We start from the raw sequence: 16,812 nt of genomic DNA, 5'->3' as shown, positions 1-16,812 counted from the left end.
CCCCCAAGCCCCCCCGCTCTCGCGAATGCTCGAAGGTCTGATCGGCACCCTTTCGGTCAGCAGCGTCACCCCGGCCTTCGATCACAGCAACCAGCCCCTGGTCGACCTGCTGGCCGGCTGGATGGAGAGCGCCGGGTTCCGGGTCGAGATCCTCGGGATCCCCGGTCATCCCGGCAAGTTCAATCTACTCGGCACATTGGGAAGCGGTCCGGGCGGGCTGGTGCTGTCCGGTCACACCGATACGGTCCCTTTCGATGCCCCGCTCTGGAACCATGATCCGCTCAAGCTGACCGAAGCGGACGGACGCTATTACGGGCTCGGCACCTCGGACATGAAGTCCTTCTTCGCGCTCGCCCTAGAGGCGGCGCGCGGCTTCGCGGCGGCGGATCTCAAGTGTCCGCTGATGATCCTGGCCACCACCGACGAGGAATCCGCCATGCATGGCGCGCGCGCCCTGGTCGCGGCCGGTCGCCCGCTCGGCCGCCATGCCGTTATCGGCGAGCCGACCAATCTGCGCCCGGTACGGCTCCACAAGGGGGTGATGGGCGAGTCGGTCCGCTTGATCGGGCGCAGCGGTCATGCCAGCGACCCGAGCCTGGGCAACAATGCCCTCGACGGCATGCACGAGGTGTTGTCCGCCGTGCTCGGCTGGCGCGCCGAGCTGCAAGGGGCGCATCGGCATCCGGCCTTTCCGGTGCCCTACCCCACCATCAACCTGGGCCACATCCACGGCGGGGACAATCCCAATCGCATCTGCGGCGAGTGTGAGCTGCACCTGGATCTGCGCGTCCTGCCCGGTCTGAATCCGGCGGACCTGCGCGCCGAGCTGGCCCGTCGGGTCGGCGAGGTCGGCGAGCGACGCGGACTCAAATGGTCGGTCGAACCCCTGTTCGAGCCCATCCCCCCGGCCGAGACGCCCGCCGATGCGGCGATCGTGCGCGCCTGCGAGACCCTGACCGGCCATGCCGCCGAGGCGGTCAGCTTCGGCACCGAGATGCCGTTTCTCAATCAGCTCGGGATGGAAACCCTGGTGCTCGGACCGGGCGACATCGCCCAGGCCCATCAGCCCGACGAGTTCCTCGCGATCGATCGCATCCCGCCGACCCTGAACCTTTTGCAAGCCCTCATCCGACAATTCTGCGTTCGGACGCCGGCCTGACAACGCCCCATCTGGAGACGAACCATGCGCTGGAAGACCGGCAGACGCAGTGAAAACGTGGAAGACCGTCGCGATAGCGGGCTCGGCGGCCTGCCCCAAGGCTCGAGACGTTCCTCCTATGGGGTCGGACGCAAGGCGGGCATCGGCGGCGGGCTGGGAGGGATCGTCGTGGTCGTCGTCCTGCTCCTGCTGGGCGTCGACCCCAGCCTGCTGCTCTCCCAACTCGGCGAGGCCCCAATGGAACAGACGGGGCCGCGGTTCGACCCAGCGCCCGATCCTGGTCGCGTCCAGGCGTCGGCGGGTCAGGACGAGCTGGCGGAATTCGTCTCGGTGGTCCTGGCCGACACCGAAGACACCTGGCAAACGATTTTTCGCGAGCAGGGCAAGCGTTACAGCGATCCCCGACTGGTCCTCTTCAGCGGCATGACCCGCTCGGCCTGCGGTCTGGGCCAGGCCGCCATGGGGCCGTTCTACTGCCCGGCCGATCAAAAGGTCTATATCGACCTGGTGTTCTATGACGAGCTGCGCACCCGATTCGGCGCGCCTGGGGACTTCGCCCAAGCCTACGTGATCGCGCACGAGGTCGGACATCATGTGCAGAACCTGCTCGGGATCTCCGATCGGGTTCAGGACTTGAGCCAGCGATCCAGTCGCAAGGAGGCCAACGCCCTTTCGGTTCGGCTGGAGCTTCAGGCCGACTGCTTCGCCGGCCTCTGGGCGCATCGCGCGCACAAGGCCCGCGACATCCTGGAGCAGGGCGATGTCGAGGAGGGACTCAACGCCGCCTCGGCGATCGGCGACGATCGGCTCCAGCGCCAAGGTCAGGGTCAGATCACGCCCGACAGCTTCACCCACGGCAGTTCCGCGCAACGGGTGCGCTGGTTCAAGCGCGGGCTCGAGTCCGGCGAACTCTCGGCCTGCGACAGCTTTTCAGCCGAATCGCTCTGAGCCGGAAGCAGGCCAGCGGACGAGGTCCGCGCCAGGGCGCACCATGGCGGGGCAACGCCGACCGCGCGGCGCACCAGGATGATCCGAGCGATCCGACGCCGACCGCGCGAGGATCCATCCACCCACTGTTTTCACTAGGGCGATTCCGCCCTGGCACGACCCCTGCTTGACGGCCTACGGACGAACGCCCAACACTCACCAAGCAGGAGTTCCGACGCACCATGATGAACCGCAATTTTCGCGCTCCGGCCGCGGCGCTCGCGGCCGCGCTATCACTCGGACTGTCCACTATCGCCACCGCCGCCGACACCATCAAGGTCGGCGTGCTGCATTCGCTCTCCGGCACCATGGCCATCAGCGAGACCACGCTGAAGGACACCATGCTGATGCTGATCGAGGAGCAGAACAAGAAGGGCGGTCTGCTCGGTAAACAACTGGAGGCGGTGGTCGTCGATCCCGCCTCGAACTGGCCGCTGTTCGCCGAGAAGGCGCGCGAGCTGATCGCCAAGGAGAAGGTCGCGGCGGTCTTCGGCTGCTGGACCTCGGTCTCGCGCAAATCGGTGCTGCCGGTGTTCGAGGAACTGAACGGACTGCTCTTCTATCCGGTCCAGTACGAGGGCGAGGAATCGTCCAAGAATGTCTTCTACACCGGCGCGGCACCCAATCAGCAGGCGATTCCGGCGGTGGACTATCTGATGAACGACCTGGGCGTGGAACGCTGGGTGCTGGCGGGCACGGACTATGTCTATCCGCGCACCACCAACAAGATCCTGGAGGCCTATCTGAAGGGCAAGGGCGTCGCCGAGGCGGATATCCTGATCAACTACACCCCCTTCGGCCATTCCGACTGGCAGAGCATCGTCTCCGACATCAAGAAGTTCGGCTCCAGCGGCAAGAAGACCGCCGTGGTCTCGACCATCAATGGGGACGCCAACGTGCCCTTCTACAAGGAGCTGGGCAACCAGGGACTCTCGGCCGAGGACATCCCGGTGGTCGCCTTCTCGGTCGGCGAGGAAGAGCTGTCGGGGATCGACACCAAGCCGCTGGTCGGCCATCTGGCGGCCTGGAACTATTTCATGAGCGTGGACGCGCCGGCCAACGCGGCCTTCATCAAGACCTGGCATGGCTACATCAAGAGCGACAAGCGGGTCACCAACGACCCGATGGAGGCCCATTACATCGGCTTCAATCTCTGGGTTCAGGCGGTCGAGAAGGCTGGGACCACCGACACCGACAAGGTGGCCGAGGCCATCATCGGACTGGAGACCCCGAACCTGACCGGCGGCAAGGCGGTCATGCTCTCCAACCATCACATCACCAAGCCGGTGCTGATCGGCGAGATCCAGGACGATGGTCAGTTCTCGGTCGTCTCGGAAACCGAGGCCGTACCGGGCGACGCTTGGTCGGACTTCCTGCCGGGCAGCAAGGACATCATCGCCGACTGGACCCCGCCGATCTCCTGCGGCAACTACAACAGCGTCACCAAGACCTGTTCCGGTCAGAATTTCTGATCCGGCCGAGGCCGCCGGCCTCCCGCCGGCGGCCGATCGCACGTTCCAGAGCCAAGCCGCGCCGATCCCGGCGCGGTTCGAGGATGCGGCATGCCAACTCCATGCGTTCACGATGCCACGCGACCCGGGGCGCTGGGTCAGCGGCTGATCGCGGCCCTGCTGCTGATCGCGGTCCTGATTCCCGCCGCAGCGGCCGATCCCGCCGACTTCGAGCCGGGTGTCGAACTGATCCGGGAGAACAGCTTCAAAAGCCTGGAGCAGGGTGTCGGGCTGGTGGCCGCGAGCGGCGATCCACGCGCGCGCGCCCTCCTGACGGCGCTTCAGGCGACCGAGCTGCATCTGCGCAAGAGCGACGGGGCCTTGGTGATCGCCCGCCCAGGCGCGGCCGGGCTCGATCTGATCGACCCGCTGACCGGCGACTCGATGGGGACGGCGGACAAAGGCGACCTCAAGCGGATCGGACTCAACAATCGGCTGCGCGGACAGGTGCGCGCGGCCATCGCGGGTCTCAACCTCGCGCATCCCGACGCCGCCGTTCGGCTCTCGGGCGTGAACGCCATGCTGGACAAGCTCGACCCGGACGGCGTCGCCCTGCTGCGCGCGCGTCTCGACGCCGAGGGGGACGACTCGGTGCGCGAGGTCATGACAGCCGCCATCGCCCTGGCCGACCTCGCCAGCCCCGACGCCAGCCGACGCCTGGAGGCGCTCGAACGGCTCGACGGCAGCACCCATCCGGCCGTGCGCGGGGGCGTGCAGCGCCTGATCGCCGGCGAGCCGGATCCCGAGGTGCTCGCCACCGCCAACCGTGTGCTGCGCGATATCGACTTCAAGCGCGATCTTTATGGTCTGGCCGAGACGCTCTTCTTCGGCCTGAGCCTGGGCTCGGTGCTGGTGCTGGCCGCGATCGGACTGGCGATCACCTTCGGCGTCATGGGGGTCATCAACATGGCCCATGGCGAGCTGATGATGCTGGGGGCCTACACCACCTACATCCTCCAACAGCTCATGCCGGAACAGATCGGACTGGCGCTGCTCCTGGCCATCCCGGCGGCCTTCCTGGTCGCGGGGGCGGTCGGCGTGCTGATCGAGCGCGGGGTCATCCGCTTTCTCTACGGCCGACCGCTGGAGACCCTGCTCGCCACCTTCGGCGTCAGCCTCATCCTCCAACAGTTGGTGCGTACGCTCATCTCGCCGCAGAACGTGCCGGTCGCCAATCCGGACTGGATGTCCGGCTCCTGGCAGGTCAATAGCCTGCTGTCGCTGACCATGAACCGGATGTACATCATCGCCTTCTGTCTGATCGTCTTCGCCGCGCTCTTCCTGGTTCTGCGCCGCACCAACCTGGGGCTACAGGTCCGTGCGGTCTCCCAGAACCGCGCCATGGCGCGCGCCATGGGGGTGCGCTCGGCGCGGGTGGACGCGCTCACCTTCGGGCTGGGCTCCGGCATCGCCGGGGTGGCCGGGGTGGCGCTGAGCCAGATCACCAATGTCGGCCCCAACCTGGGCCAGACCTACATCATCGACTCCTTCATGGTGGTGGTGTTCGGCGGCGTGGGGAATCTCTGGGGAACGCTGGTCGCCGGCATGTCGCTGGGGGTCATCAACAAGATCCTGGAACCCTGGGCCGGCGCGGTGCTGGCGAAGATCCTGGTGCTGGTGTTCATCATCCTCTTCATCCAGAAGCGCCCGCGCGGACTCTTCCCGCAGAAGGGCCGGGCCGCGGAGGGCTGAACGACCATGCCACCCGTCACCCGCCTGGGCACCTTCCATCTCGATCGCGGCGGCCAGATCTTCCTGGCGCTGCTGGCGCTCACCACCCTGCTGGTTCCGGTGCTGAATCTGGCCGTGCCGGCCGACAGCTCGCTGCACGTCTCGACCTTCACCGTGACCCTGCTCGGCAAGTATCTGACCTATGCCCTGCTGGCCGTCGCGGTGGATCTGGTGTGGGGCTATCTGGGGATTCTCAGCCTGGGCCACGCCGCCTTCTTCGCCCTCGGCGGCTATGCCATGGGCATGTATCTGATGCGCCAGATCGGCGACCGGGGTGTCTACGGGAACCCGGAGCTGCCGGATTTCATGGTCTTTCTCAACTGGTCGGAACTGCCCTGGTTCTGGCACGGCTTCGACATGTTCTGGTTCGCGGCCCTGATGGTGGTACTCGCGCCCGGGTTGCTGGCCTTCGTCTTCGGCTGGCTGGCCTTCCGCTCGCGCGTCACGGGCGTCTATCTCTCCATCATCACCCAGGCCCTGACCTATGCCCTGATGCTGGCTTTCTTCCGCAACGAGATGGGCTTCGGCGGCAACAACGGCCTGACCGACTTCAAGGATCTGCTCGGCTTCGATCTCCAGTCGGACGCGACACGCATCGGGCTCTTCGTCGCCAGCGCCCTGGCCCTGGCCGGCGGCTATCTGGCCTGCCGCGCCATCGTCACCTCCAAGCTCGGACGGGTCGCGGTCGCCATTCGCGACGCCGAGAGCCGCACCCGCTTCATCGGCTATCGGGTCGAGCATGTGAAGCTCTGGATCTTCACCTTCTCCGCCGTGCTGGCCGGCATCGCCGGGGCGCTCTACGTGCCCCAGGTCGGCATCATCAATCCGGGCGAGTTCTCGCCGCTCAACTCGATCGAGATCCTCATCTGGGTCGCGATCGGCGGGCGCGCGACCCTCTACGGGGCGGTGCTGGGGGCGATACTGGTCAACTACGGCAAGACCTATCTCACCGGCGTCATGCCCGACGCCTGGCTGTTCGTGCTCGGCGGACTCTTCGTGCTGGTCACGCTGCTGCTGCCCCAGGGGCTCGCCGGACTGTTCAGGCGTAAGGAGACGACCGCATGAAGACGCTCGACAACCTGCGCGCCGCCATGCGCCGCGACCAGGTCTGGGACTTCATGGTCCCCAGACAGGCGCTGGAGCTGGACATGAGTCACGGCACCATCCTCTATCTGGAGGACATCTCCGTGACCTTCGATGGCTTTCGCGCCATCAACCATCTCAATCTCTACATCGACGCCGGCGAGCTGCGCTGCATCATCGGTCCGAACGGGGCCGGCAAGACCACCATGATGGACATCATCACCGGCAAGACCCGGCCCGACACCGGCACCGCCTGGTTCGGTCAGACCATCGATCTGCTGCGTCTGTCCGAACCCGAGATCGCCAGCGTCGGCATCGGGCGCAAGTTCCAGAAGCCGACGGTGTTCGAGCAGCACGCGGTGCTGGAGAACCTGGAGCTGGCGATGGCCGCCGACAAGCGCGTCTGGCCGACACTCCTCGCCCGCCTGACCCCGGAGCAGCGCGAGCGGATCGACGAGGTGCTGGAGACCATCGGTCTGCAAGACCAGCGCGACCAGCGCGCCGGCGCGCTCTCGCACGGCCAGAAACAATGGCTGGAGATCGGCATGCTGCTGATGCAGAACCCCTATCTGCTGCTGGTCGACGAGCCGGTCGCCGGCATGACCCATCAGGAGATGGACCGCACGGCGGAACTGCTACGCTCGCTCGCCGGCAAGCACTCGGTGGTGGTGGTCGAGCACGACATGGATTTCGTGCGCTCCATCGCCGACAAGGTCACGGTGCTGCACCAGGGCAGCGTACTGGCGGAGGGAAGCATGGACGAGGTACGGAACGATCCGCGGGTGATCGAGGTGTATTTGGGGGGCGGGCCTTGAGGCATTTGATCCAAGGGAACGCCAAACGGATACTCTCTGGCATCAAGTTGAGGTAATGCCAATGGACATCCGTTATCCCGCGCTCCTGACCCCGCAAGATAGTGGTGGTTACTGTGTTCAATTCGTCGACCTTGAAGAAGCCTTTACGGAAGGTGAAACGCTGGAGGAGGCCCTCTTCAACGCCTCCGAGGCGCTGACCTTGACCCTGGACGGTCGCCTGGATGAAGGGCAGTCGATTCCCGATCCGTCCGTGATCGACGACGCTTACGCCATCGCCCCGAGCGCACGTCTTCAGGCGGCCCTGGGTAAACGACTGATCATCGCCTTCGAATAACGCCCCGTGAATGATCGAAATCCGTTTGGAGCCTCGGGCCTGCCATGCTGAACATCCAAGGACTCAACCAATTCCACGGCGCCAGCCATACCCTCTGGGATCTCGACCTGGAGATTCCGGAAGGCCAATGCAGCTGCATCATGGGGCGCAACGGGGTCGGCAAGACCACGCTGCTTCAGTGCGTCATGGGGCTGTTGCCGGTCGCCTCCGGTCGCATGGATTATCTGGGCCGGGATCTGCTCAAACAGTCGGCCGAGCAGCGCGCCCGACTCGGCATCGGCTATGTCCCCCAGGGTCGGCAGATCTTCCCCCTGCTGACGGTGGAGGAGAATCTACGCATCGGCCTGCCCGCGCGATCCGACCGTCAGCGCCAGGTTCCAGACTTCATCTTCGAACTCTTCCCGGTGCTGAAGGAAATGCTCGGACGGCGCGGCGGCGACCTCTCCGGCGGTCAGCAACAGCAGCTTGCCATTGGCCGGGCGCTGGTCATTGACCCTAAGCTCTTGATCCTGGACGAGCCGACCGAGGGCATCCAGCCCAACATCGTCGCGGAGATCGGCGACATCATTCGCCGGCTCAACCGCGAGCTGGGACTGACCGTCGTCCTGGTGGAGCAGAAACTCCCCTTCGCCCGGCGCGTCGCGGATCGCTTCTGCATTCTCGACCGCGGACGCTCGGTGGCGACCGGGGCGATAGACCGGCTCGATGAGACGCTGGTCAAGGAGTATCTGACCGTGTGACGGCACCGACGCGAAGGGAAGCAAGCGGGCCGATTGACCTTTGAGTCGAGAGTGATCGAGACTGAGGTCACTGGCGAAACCCTGGTGTCTCAGGAAAGCACCCAGGGATTGATCGTGGGGACACCGGTCGGATTAAAATCCGCGATATTGCGTGTGATCACCGTCATACCATGCACCAGCGCCGTGGCGGCAATGAGCGCATCGCGTTCGGAACGCGGGTCAGGCACATGCAAACGTGCACAGTATCGGGCAACGTCGGCGTCGACCGGGAGGATGCGCCCTTCGAAGCGAGGCAATACCTGATGCTCGATCCAGGATCGCAGGATCGCGCCCTGAGCCGTATCTTTCCGCTCGATCAGGAGCGCACCGAGTTCGATCTCCAGCAGGGTGATGGACGAGATGAAGAAACACGCCAACGGACGCGCCGATGCCCAGGCCAGGACGTTGGGGTTCGCCTTTTCCGGTCGCCGGAGTTCGGAAACGACATTGGTATCCAGCAAAAACATCAGTCGAGGTCCGCGGGCCGATAGAGATGTGTCGCGCGTGGTGGGTCGAAATCGAAATCAGGCACGTCATGCTGAGCCAGGGCGCTGGCAAGCGTCATTCGCCCCCCCGTCAACCGCTGGTAGTCCTCGATGCTCAGCAGGACGTGCGCGGGCCGTCCACGGTCGGTTATGAAGACCGGACCCTTGGCGGCAGCCTTTTTCGCCTCGCTGGCATGCTGATTGAATTCGCGACTGGACATGGTGGTGATCGTCATGAGGGTGGCTCGACTCGGCATGGATGTAGAGATGTTACTACCTAGTCTGTCATGAGCCAAGCGGACCTTTTTCAGAATGATCGACCAGTGATGCCGACGGCGGCTCCAAGCCGAAATCCGGTCACGCCAGAGCCTGGTTGGGAGGCCGCCTTGTCGCTCCAGTTGGAGCGTCGCGGCGAGCGAACGGTGCTGGCCGGGCGGCGTCGGCGCGGTCCGCTGGCGGTGCAGCGCGCCTTCTATCCGGAGGGCGAGGTATGTCATCTCTATCTATTGCACCCGCCCGGCGGACTGGTCGGTGGCGATCGGCTGGAGGTCGAGGTGGATCTGGCGCCCGGAGCGGCGGCCATGATCACCACACCGGGCGCGGCTAAGTTCTATCGCAGTCTGGGGCCGCGCGCCGAGCAGCATCAGACCCTGCGGGTGCGCGACGCCGCGCTGGAATGGCTGCCACAGGAGAATATCCTCTTTCCCGGCGCCAACGCCCGGCTCGACACCCATGTGGATCTGCGCGGCGATGCCCGTTTCATCGGCTGGGAGATCCAGTGTCTGGGGTTGCCGAGCCACCAACAGCGGTTCGATCCCGGATGCGCCAGTCTACGCCTGCGGGTCGACCGGGACGGCGAACCGCTGCTCTGGGACCATCGGCTGATCCAGCGCCCCGAGGATCTCGACGGACCAAGCGGTATGCGCGGTCTTCCGGTCGTCGGGACGCTCATCGCCACCGGCGCCGACGAGAGGATCCTGCGACTCGCCCGCGCCGTTTCGACCATGGACACCGACACCCTGATCGGCGTGACCCGCGTCGAGGATCTGCTGATCGCGCGCGCGCTGGGCGGCGCGAGCGACCGGGTGCGCGCCGGTCTCGCCGCGATCTGGTCCGCCATCCGTCCGCCCCTGCTGGGCCGTCCCGCCATCGCCCCGCGCATTTGGGCCACTTGACACAGCACGAGGATCCATCATGGAACTGACACCCCGCGAGAAAGACAAGCTGCTGCTTTTCACCGCCGGCCTGCTGGCCGAGCGGCGCAAGGACAGGGGCCTGAAGTTGAATTATCCGGAAGCCGTGGCCTATATCAGCGCCGCCATTCTTGAGGGCGCTCGTGATGGGCGCAGCGTCTCCGAGCTGATGGACCATGGCCGCACCTTGCTCGGTCGGGAAGACGTGATGGAAGGCGTGCCCGAGATGATCCCCGAGGTCCAGGTCGAGGCCACCTTCCCGGACGGCACCAAGCTGGTGACCGTTCACGAGCCGATCCTTTGATTCAGAATCCCGGAGGCCCCCAATGATTCCAGGCGAACTCATCGCCGCGCCCGGCGAGATCGAGATCAACGCCGGTCGCGAAACCCTCACCCTGCGGGTCGAGAACAGCGGCGACCGACCGATTCAGGTCGGCTCGCACTACCATTTTTTCGAGACCAACCCGGCGCTCCGCTTCGACCGCGATCCGACGCGCGGCTATCGGCTGAACATCCCCGCCGGCACGGCCGTACGGTTCGAGCCGGGTCAGGGACGCGACGTCGAACTGGTGGCCTATGCGGGCGATCGCCGGGTCTATGGCTTCAACGGGCAAATCATGGGCGACTTGTAAATGGCGAAGATGAGCCGGCAGGCCTATGCGGAGATGTACGGCCCGACCACGGGCGACCGGGTGCGGCTCGCCGACACGGATCTCTGGATCCAGGTCGAGCGGGACTACACGACCTATGGGGACGAGGTAAAATTCGGCGGCGGCAAGGTCATCCGCGACGGCATGGGTCAGTGCCAGCGGGTCAGCGCCGAGGTGGTGGACGTCGTCATCACCAACGCGCTCATCCTGGATCACTGGGGTGTGGTCAAGGCCGACATCGGCATCAAGGACGGACGCATCGCCGGCATCGGCAAGGCCGGCAACCCGGACACCCAGGCGGGCGTGACCATTCTGGTCGGCCCCGGCACCGAGGCGATCGCGGGCGAGGGCCAGATCCTCACCGCCGGCGGCATCGACTCGCACATCCACTTCATCTGCCCACAGCAGGTGGAAGACGCCCTTATGTCCGGCGTCACCACCATGCTCGGCGGCGGCACCGGACCGGCGACCGGCACCAACGCCACCACCTGCACCCCCGGCCCCTGGAACATCCACCGCATGCTCCAGGCCGCCGAGGCGTTGCCGATGAACCTGGGCTTTCTCGGCAAGGGCAACGCCAGCCTGCCCCAGGCGCTGGAGGAGCAGGTCCAGGCCGGGGCCATGGGGCTCAAGCTGCACGAGGACTGGGGGACGACGCCCGCCGCGATCGACTGCTGTCTGGACGTCGCCGAGCGAATGGATGTGCAGGTCGCCATCCATACCGACACCCTGAACGAATCCGGCTTCGTCGAGCACAGCCTCGCGGCCTTCAAGGGCCGCACCATCCACACCTATCACACCGAGGGCGCGGGCGGCGGTCATGCGCCGGACATCATCAAGGCGTGCGGACAGCCCAATGTCCTGCCGTCCTCGACCAATCCGACCCGACCCTATACGGTCAACACGGTCGACGAGCATCTCGACATGCTCATGGTCTGTCATCACCTGGACCCGAGCATCGCCGAGGACGTCGCCTTCGCCGAGTCGCGCATCCGTCGCGAGACCATCGCCGCCGAGGACATCCTGCACGACCTGGGGGCCTTCTCCATGATCGCCTCGGACTCGCAGGCCATGGGCCGGGTCGGCGAGGTGATCATCCGCACCTGGCAGACGGCGCACAAGATGAAGGTTCAGCGCGGCAGCCTCGCGGGCGATCCGGCCGGGCACGACAACCGGCGCGCGCGTCGTTACATCGCCAAGTACAGCATCAACCCCGCCATCGCCCACGGCATCGCCCATGAGGTTGGCTCGGTCGAGGTCGGCAAGCTGGCCGACCTGGTGCTCTGGAAACCCGCCTTCTTTGGTGTCAAACCGAGTCTCATCATCAAGGGCGGGATGATCGTCGCCGCGCCCATGGGCGATCCCAACGCCTCTATCCCCACGCCCCAGCCGGTCCACTATCGGCTCATGTTCGGCGCGCTCGGCGGGGCGCGCGCGGCGACCCGCATGACCTTCCTGTCACAGGCGGGCCTGGCCTCGGGGATACCGGACGCCCTGGGTTTGAAAAGCCTGATCGGCGTCGTGAAGGGCTGCCGCGACATCGGCAAGAAGGACATGGTGCTGAACGACTACTTGCCGATGATCGAGGTGGATCCGCAGACCTATCAGGTCCGCGCCGACGGCGAGCTGCTGGTCTGCGAGCCGGCGACGGTGCTGCCGATGGCGCAGCGGTATTTTCTGTTCTGAGGCGGACGGGCTGGTGATCAGCCCTCGGAGCGGTCGTCCCAGTCCGCGCGCAGGGCCTTGAGCCTCTCGCGATAGGCCGCCGCGTCGCCATAGCTGACGAAGCGGTGCGTCCGGGGGTGCGGGCCTGCTGGTCCCCAAGCGACTGATCGGCAATGCCTGCTAGGATACGCCCGCGCAAACCCTTGATCGCCATGACGAGCCGTACCCCATGATGCGTCTGACCCGAAAATCCGACTGGCCGCTGACGGCCGACACCACGCTCACGCTGACACTGGAGCAACGGGTTCGCGGTCGACTGCGCCTGACCCTGGACGATGGGCGCGAGGCGGGGCTGTTCTTGGAGCGTGGCGCGACCCTGCGCGATGGTGACTGCCTGCTCTCGGAGGACGGAGCCGTGGTGCGGGTGCGGGCGGGCGACGAGTCGCTCTCCACCGTGCGTTGCGATGACCCGCTGTTGCTGGCCCGCGCCGCCTATCATCTGGGCAACCGTCATGTGGCGCTCCAGATCGAGCCCGGTCGGCTGCGCTACCAGCACGACCATGTCCTCGACGCCATGCTGCGCGGTCTGGGTCTGACGGTCGAGCTGGAAACCGCCCCCTTCGAACCCGAGCCCGGCGCTTACGACAGCCATCACTCGGGGCACGACCACGCCCCTCATGACCACTGACCCCGCCCTATTGCGCCTGCTGCACTTGGCCAGTCCCTCGCTGCCGACCGGGGCCTTCGCCTATTCCCAAGGGATCGAATGGGCAGTGGAGCGCGGCTGGCTGCGCACGGCCGCCGACCTGGAAGCCTGGCTGTGCGATCAGTTGCGCACCACCCAGAGCAGTCTCGATCTACCGATCCTCGCACGCATGCATGGCGCCGCGCGCCAAGGCGACGAGGCCGCGCTCGCCGACTGGACCGTCCGGCTGCTGGCCAGCCGCGAGACCCAGGAACTACGCGCCGAGGAGTCCAACCGAGGCCGCGCCCTGGCGGATCTGCTGGTCTCGCTGGAGGTTCCCGGCGCGGCCGGGCGCAAGCCGCTGCTGGCCCGCGCCCAGGCCACCGGCTTCGCCTACGCCGCCGCCCACTGGGGCATCGAGCCCGCGCCAACGCTGATCGGTTACGCCTGGGGCTGGCTGGAGAATCTGGTGCTGGCCGCGATCAAGATCATCCCCTTGGGACAGACCCAGGGTCACCAGACGCTATCGCGACTGATCGAGGTCGTGCCGGAGGCGGTGGAAAGGGCGCTCGCCCTGGAGGACGACGCCATCGGGGCCAGCTCTCCGGCCCTGGCCATCGCCAGCAGTCGGCACGAGACCCAGTACACCCGACTCTTCCGATCATGAGGAATACCCAATGAGTCAGACCCCATTGCGCGTGGGCGTCGGCGGGCCGGTCGGCTCGGGCAAGACCGCCCTGCTCGACCAACTCTGTAAACGTCTGCGCGATCGCTACCAGATCGCCGTGGTCACCAATGATATCTACACCCGTGAGGACGCCGAGTTCCTGATCCGCAGCCAGGCGCTGCCGGCCGAGCGGATCCTCGGGGTGGAGACCGGCGGCTGTCCGCACACCGCCATCCGCGAGGACGCCTCCATGAACCTGGCGGCGGTGGAAGACCTGCAACGCCAGTTTCCCGATCTGGATCTGGTGTTCGTCGAAAGCGGTGGCGACAACCTGAGCGCCACCTTCAGCCCCGAGCTGGCGGACCTGACCCTCTATGTGATCGACGTTGCCGGGGGCGAGAAGATCCCGCGCAAGGGCGGCCCCGGCATCACCCGCTCCGATCTGCTGGTGATCAACAAGATCGATCTAGCCCCCTACGTCGGCGCCTCGCTGGAGGTCATGGAGCGGGACTCGCGAAGGATGCGCGGCGAGCGACCCTTCGTCTTCGCCAACCTCAAGGCGGGGGAAGGCGTCGACGCCATCATCGAATTCATCATCGAGCGGGGCATGCTCGCCGGCCGAGGCTGATGACTTCGAATCGATCGGGCAAACCGCGCCGGATCGCTCAGGATCTCCGGCGAGACAGGATTGTGCGATAAGGGTGTCACCGAACGCCGGAATCCGCGGCTCTTGCCAGGATCCATCCCCTGGCCTCGTCCGATCCCCAAGGATCAGACGCAATTCCAGCCGCGCTGCAAGGCGTATTCCACCGCGCTGCGCGCCAGTTCCAGGGTGCAGTCGATCAAGTGCGGTGCCTGCCATTCGGCATGGACGGCGGCGAGCGGCAGTTCGGTACAGCCCAGGATCACCGTCCGCACGCCGCGCGCGTGGGCGTTGCCGAACACCCGATCCAGACAGGCTCCGGCCGCCTCGGGTTGTCCGGACTTGATCAGCCGAATGCAATCGTCCACCGCGACCTGTTCGTCGTCCGGTGATGGGATGTCGAAGGGTGTCTCGCGGGCGGTTAGTTCGCGCTGAAAGAAGCCCGAGGCTAGGGCGCCACGGGTGGCCAGGATCAGGGTGCGCTCGCCCCGAGGCGCCCGCGACACCGCCGCGCGCGCGATATGCAGGATGGGCGCCCGGCTTGCGGCGCTGAGTTCGCTATGCCAGTGATGCGAGGTACCGCACGGGATGGCGATCAGACCCACGTCGGCACGGTTGAGCAGTGCGATGCCTTCCTTGAGACCGGGTAGCGGATCCTGGCCAGACCCGAGAATCGCGGCGCTGCGGTCGGGTATCCGAGGCAGATTGATCACCACGACCGGCAGGTGATCCTGGTCGCGGCTGGCGGGTGTCAGCGCCACCAGCTTGGCCATGAAGTCGACCGTCGCGACAGGTCCCATCCCGCCGAGGACGCCTATGAAAGGCATGCAGTCTCCGTGACCCGCACGGGGCGCGCGCCAATCAGTGCCACCGAGGCGGTGTTGCCGATCACGAGCACCAGCGTGCGCAGAATGTCGCAGATGGGATCGACGGCCAGAAACAGGATGAAGGCCGCCTCGAAGGGCAGACCGAGATAGCCGCAGGTGATGCTGGTCAGGGAGACGATCGCCAGCCCCGTCATGCCGGCCGAGGCAAACCCGGCCAGGATGGACGCCGTGATGACCAGCGCGAGTTCGCCGGCACCGAGCGTGATCCCATAAAGCTGGGCGATGAACAGGGTCGCGCAAACGTAATAGACGATTGGACCGATGCGCAGCAGGGACACGCTGAGCGGAACCAGCAACTCGACCTGGGCGCGGGCGAACCCCAATGACCGGGTGAGCGATTCGATCATGACCGGCATGCAGATCACGCTGTTGCGCGTGGCGATCGCCAGTGCGAAGGGGCCGCGCAGCGCGGCGAGCGTGGCGCCCAGGGACAATGGGCCGCGCTGCCAGATGATCCAGATCGCCAGCAGAAGCAGGAGCGCCGAGGCCAGCGCGAAGGCGGCCACGAATTGCGTCATGGCCAGTAGCGGTTCCACGCCGGTCTTGGCCAGTTGTCCGGCGCTCATGGTCAGCAGCACCAGCGGCAGCAGATAATTCATCCACTGCATGATCTTCTGACAGCCCTGATAGAGGGTCTCCAGCGTCTTGCTGAAACCGTCCGAGACGTCCTTCGGCACCTGACCGACGGCGATGCCGAGCAGGATGGAAAACACCAGGATCTTGAGCGTCTCGTCCTTGGTCAGCGCCGCGAAGATGTTCGATGGCACCAGACTGAGCAATAGCGTTTCCAGGCCCGTCGCGGGTGGCTGCGGATCCGGGCCGTTGAGTTCCATGGCGATATTGCTGGAGTCCAGATCGCCGCCGACGATCTCGCCAAAGGTATCCAGCGTTTCACGCGGCAGATCGGTTCCGGGCTGTAGCACCAGCATCGTAGCGGCGCCGATGACGGCGGCGGCGAGCGCGAAGACCGCGAACACCAGCAACACCCGGCCAAAGAGCCGGCCGCCACGACCCTCCTGAATCAGACGTTGCGTGCTGAGGATAACGGCCGACAGCATGAAGGGCAGCACGACCATCTTCATCAGATCCAGATAGACGTGACCCACGAACGCCAGCTTCAGCGACAGCTCGGGCCAATAGGCGCCTAGCGCCAAGCCCCCCGCCAGACTGAGCAGGATAATCCAGGGGTTCAATGCCAGGTTTTTCAGCCGGGTCATGAGGGCGACTCACCGTGAATGCGCGTCGGCATATAAAAACTTTTTAATATCAAAACATTGAGCGAGCAGCGAGAGAGATGCATGCCCCTTGACCTCTACCAGGAGCGTCCCGCGGTCTTGAATCTCGGCGAGCGAATCGGCCGCGACGTTGCACCAGAGCGCCAGCATGGCCGCCAGCGCCTAACACGAAATCCGCATTCCAGCGAAAAGACTCATGGCGCGACCTCCACCCTGCCCGCCGGCACGTCTGACACGGGATCGACTCCCCCGATAGCGCAAGGCAACACAGGTGATGCCGTCGGACGGCTCGAACCCGTTGGC

General features: G+C 65.8%; 20 protein-coding genes. 15 read left to right on the top strand and 5 right to left on the bottom strand.

The window, feature by feature from the left end:
* The 8 genes from argE to urtE form a co-directional block, all read left to right on the top strand.
* Nucleotides 1–1,159 (top strand): acetylornithine deacetylase (argE, locus tag CKO27_RS20080; protein WP_242471028.1); only part of this gene is annotated, 1,159 nt, incomplete at its 5' end.
* Nucleotides 1,160–1,183: 24 nt separating this feature from the next.
* Nucleotides 1,184–2,107: a KPN_02809 family neutral zinc metallopeptidase gene (gene ypfJ, locus CKO27_RS20075; protein ID WP_200376701.1), complete on the top strand. Its 924-nt coding sequence runs from the start codon at nt 1,184–1,186 to the stop codon at nt 2,105–2,107.
* 221 nt (nt 2,108–2,328) lie between these two features.
* Nucleotides 2,329–3,618, top strand: coding sequence for an urea ABC transporter substrate-binding protein (urtA, locus tag CKO27_RS20070; protein ID WP_476718510.1), 1,290 nt, complete (start codon nt 2,329–2,331; stop codon nt 3,616–3,618).
* Nucleotides 3,619–3,708: 90 nt separating this feature from the next.
* Nucleotides 3,709–5,349 (top strand): urea ABC transporter permease subunit UrtB, encoded by a 1,641-nt coding sequence (urtB, locus tag CKO27_RS20065; protein WP_200376700.1) that lies wholly within the window; start codon nt 3,709–3,711, stop codon nt 5,347–5,349.
* Between the two features lie 6 nt (nt 5,350–5,355).
* Nucleotides 5,356–6,453, top strand: coding sequence for an urea ABC transporter permease subunit UrtC (urtC, locus tag CKO27_RS20060; protein WP_200376699.1), 1,098 nt, complete (start codon nt 5,356–5,358; stop codon nt 6,451–6,453).
* On the top strand, nt 6,450–7,286 hold the full coding sequence (gene urtD, locus CKO27_RS20055; RefSeq protein WP_200376698.1) for an urea ABC transporter ATP-binding protein UrtD: 837 nt from the start codon (nt 6,450–6,452) through the stop codon (nt 7,284–7,286). Before urtC ends, urtD begins: the two co-directional genes overlap by 4 nt.
* A 61-nt stretch (nt 7,287–7,347) precedes the next feature.
* The gene (locus CKO27_RS20050; RefSeq protein WP_200376697.1) at nt 7,348–7,620 is read left to right on the top strand and encodes a type II toxin-antitoxin system HicB family antitoxin; all 273 of its coding nucleotides are present in this window, start codon (nt 7,348–7,350) and stop codon (nt 7,618–7,620) included.
* A 44-nt stretch (nt 7,621–7,664) separates the two neighbouring features.
* Complete coding sequence (urtE, locus tag CKO27_RS20045; RefSeq protein WP_200376696.1) at nt 7,665–8,360, top strand: urea ABC transporter ATP-binding subunit UrtE; 696 nt, start codon at nt 7,665–7,667, stop codon at nt 8,358–8,360.
* Between the two features lie 89 nt (nt 8,361–8,449).
* On the opposite strand, the gene CKO27_RS20040 is transcribed toward urtE, so the two are convergent.
* Both CKO27_RS20040 and CKO27_RS20035 read right to left on the bottom strand, forming a co-directional pair.
* Complete coding sequence (locus CKO27_RS20040) at nt 8,450–8,866, bottom strand: type II toxin-antitoxin system VapC family toxin (protein WP_200376695.1); 417 nt, start codon at nt 8,864–8,866, stop codon at nt 8,450–8,452.
* The gene (locus CKO27_RS20035; RefSeq protein ID WP_200376694.1) at nt 8,866–9,120 is read right to left on the bottom strand and encodes a type II toxin-antitoxin system Phd/YefM family antitoxin; all 255 of its coding nucleotides are present in this window, start codon (nt 9,118–9,120) and stop codon (nt 8,866–8,868) included. The genes CKO27_RS20040 and CKO27_RS20035 overlap by 1 nt, the downstream gene beginning before the upstream one ends.
* 150 nt (nt 9,121–9,270) lie before the next feature.
* On the opposite strand from CKO27_RS20035, the gene CKO27_RS20030 reads away from it, so the two are divergent.
* The 7 genes from CKO27_RS20030 (at nt 9,271) to ureG (ending at nt 14,372) form a co-directional block, all read left to right on the top strand.
* Nucleotides 9,271–10,059: an urease accessory protein UreD gene (locus CKO27_RS20030; protein ID WP_242471027.1), complete on the top strand. Its 789-nt coding sequence runs from the start codon at nt 9,271–9,273 to the stop codon at nt 10,057–10,059.
* Between the two features lie 19 nt (nt 10,060–10,078).
* Entirely contained in the window at nt 10,079–10,381 is a 303-nt protein-coding gene (ureA, locus tag CKO27_RS20025; RefSeq protein ID WP_200376692.1) for an urease subunit gamma, read from the top strand.
* Between the two features lie 22 nt (nt 10,382–10,403).
* Nucleotides 10,404–10,709, top strand: coding sequence for an urease subunit beta (locus tag CKO27_RS20020; protein ID WP_200376691.1), 306 nt, complete (start codon nt 10,404–10,406; stop codon nt 10,707–10,709).
* Nucleotides 10,710–12,413 (top strand): urease subunit alpha, encoded by a 1,704-nt coding sequence (gene ureC / locus CKO27_RS20015; protein ID WP_200376690.1) that lies wholly within the window; start codon nt 10,710–10,712, stop codon nt 12,411–12,413. It begins immediately after the preceding gene.
* Between the two features lie 208 nt (nt 12,414–12,621).
* Nucleotides 12,622–13,080, top strand: a complete 459-nt coding sequence (gene ureE / locus CKO27_RS20010) for an urease accessory protein UreE (protein WP_200376689.1) — start codon at nt 12,622–12,624, stop codon at nt 13,078–13,080.
* Nucleotides 13,070–13,744 carry an urease accessory protein UreF gene (locus CKO27_RS20005; protein WP_200376688.1) on the top strand — a complete coding sequence of 225 codons (675 nt, stop codon included), beginning with the start codon at nt 13,070–13,072 and terminating at the stop codon, nt 13,742–13,744. Before ureE ends, CKO27_RS20005 begins: the two co-directional genes overlap by 11 nt.
* Nucleotides 13,745–13,754: 10 nt before the next feature.
* Nucleotides 13,755–14,372, top strand: a complete 618-nt coding sequence (ureG, locus tag CKO27_RS20000; protein ID WP_200376687.1) for an urease accessory protein UreG — start codon at nt 13,755–13,757, stop codon at nt 14,370–14,372.
* Nucleotides 14,373–14,515: 143 nt separating this feature from the next.
* Here ureG and cuyB read toward each other — a convergent pair whose 3' ends face one another.
* From cuyB to CKO27_RS19985, 3 genes are read right to left on the bottom strand one after another with little or no spacing between them, the layout of a single operon-like run.
* Nucleotides 14,516–15,214 (bottom strand): cysteate racemase, encoded by a 699-nt coding sequence (cuyB, locus tag CKO27_RS19995; RefSeq protein ID WP_200376686.1) that lies wholly within the window; start codon nt 15,212–15,214, stop codon nt 14,516–14,518.
* The gene (locus CKO27_RS19990; protein ID WP_200376685.1) at nt 15,202–16,491 is read right to left on the bottom strand and encodes a dicarboxylate/amino acid:cation symporter; all 1,290 of its coding nucleotides are present in this window, start codon (nt 16,489–16,491) and stop codon (nt 15,202–15,204) included. Before CKO27_RS19990 ends, cuyB begins: the two co-directional genes overlap by 13 nt.
* A 9-nt stretch (nt 16,492–16,500) precedes the next feature.
* The gene (locus tag CKO27_RS19985; protein WP_200376684.1) at nt 16,501–16,659 is read right to left on the bottom strand and encodes a hypothetical protein; all 159 of its coding nucleotides are present in this window, start codon (nt 16,657–16,659) and stop codon (nt 16,501–16,503) included.
* Nucleotides 16,660–16,812 lie beyond the last annotated feature (153 nt).

The organism is Thiocystis violacea, from assembly GCF_016583575.1.
Lineage (GTDB): Bacteria > Pseudomonadota > Gammaproteobacteria > Chromatiales > Chromatiaceae > Thiocystis > Thiocystis violacea.
The sequence above is the reverse complement of the archived record's forward strand: the minus strand, read 5'-3'. Positions and strand labels throughout refer to the sequence as shown.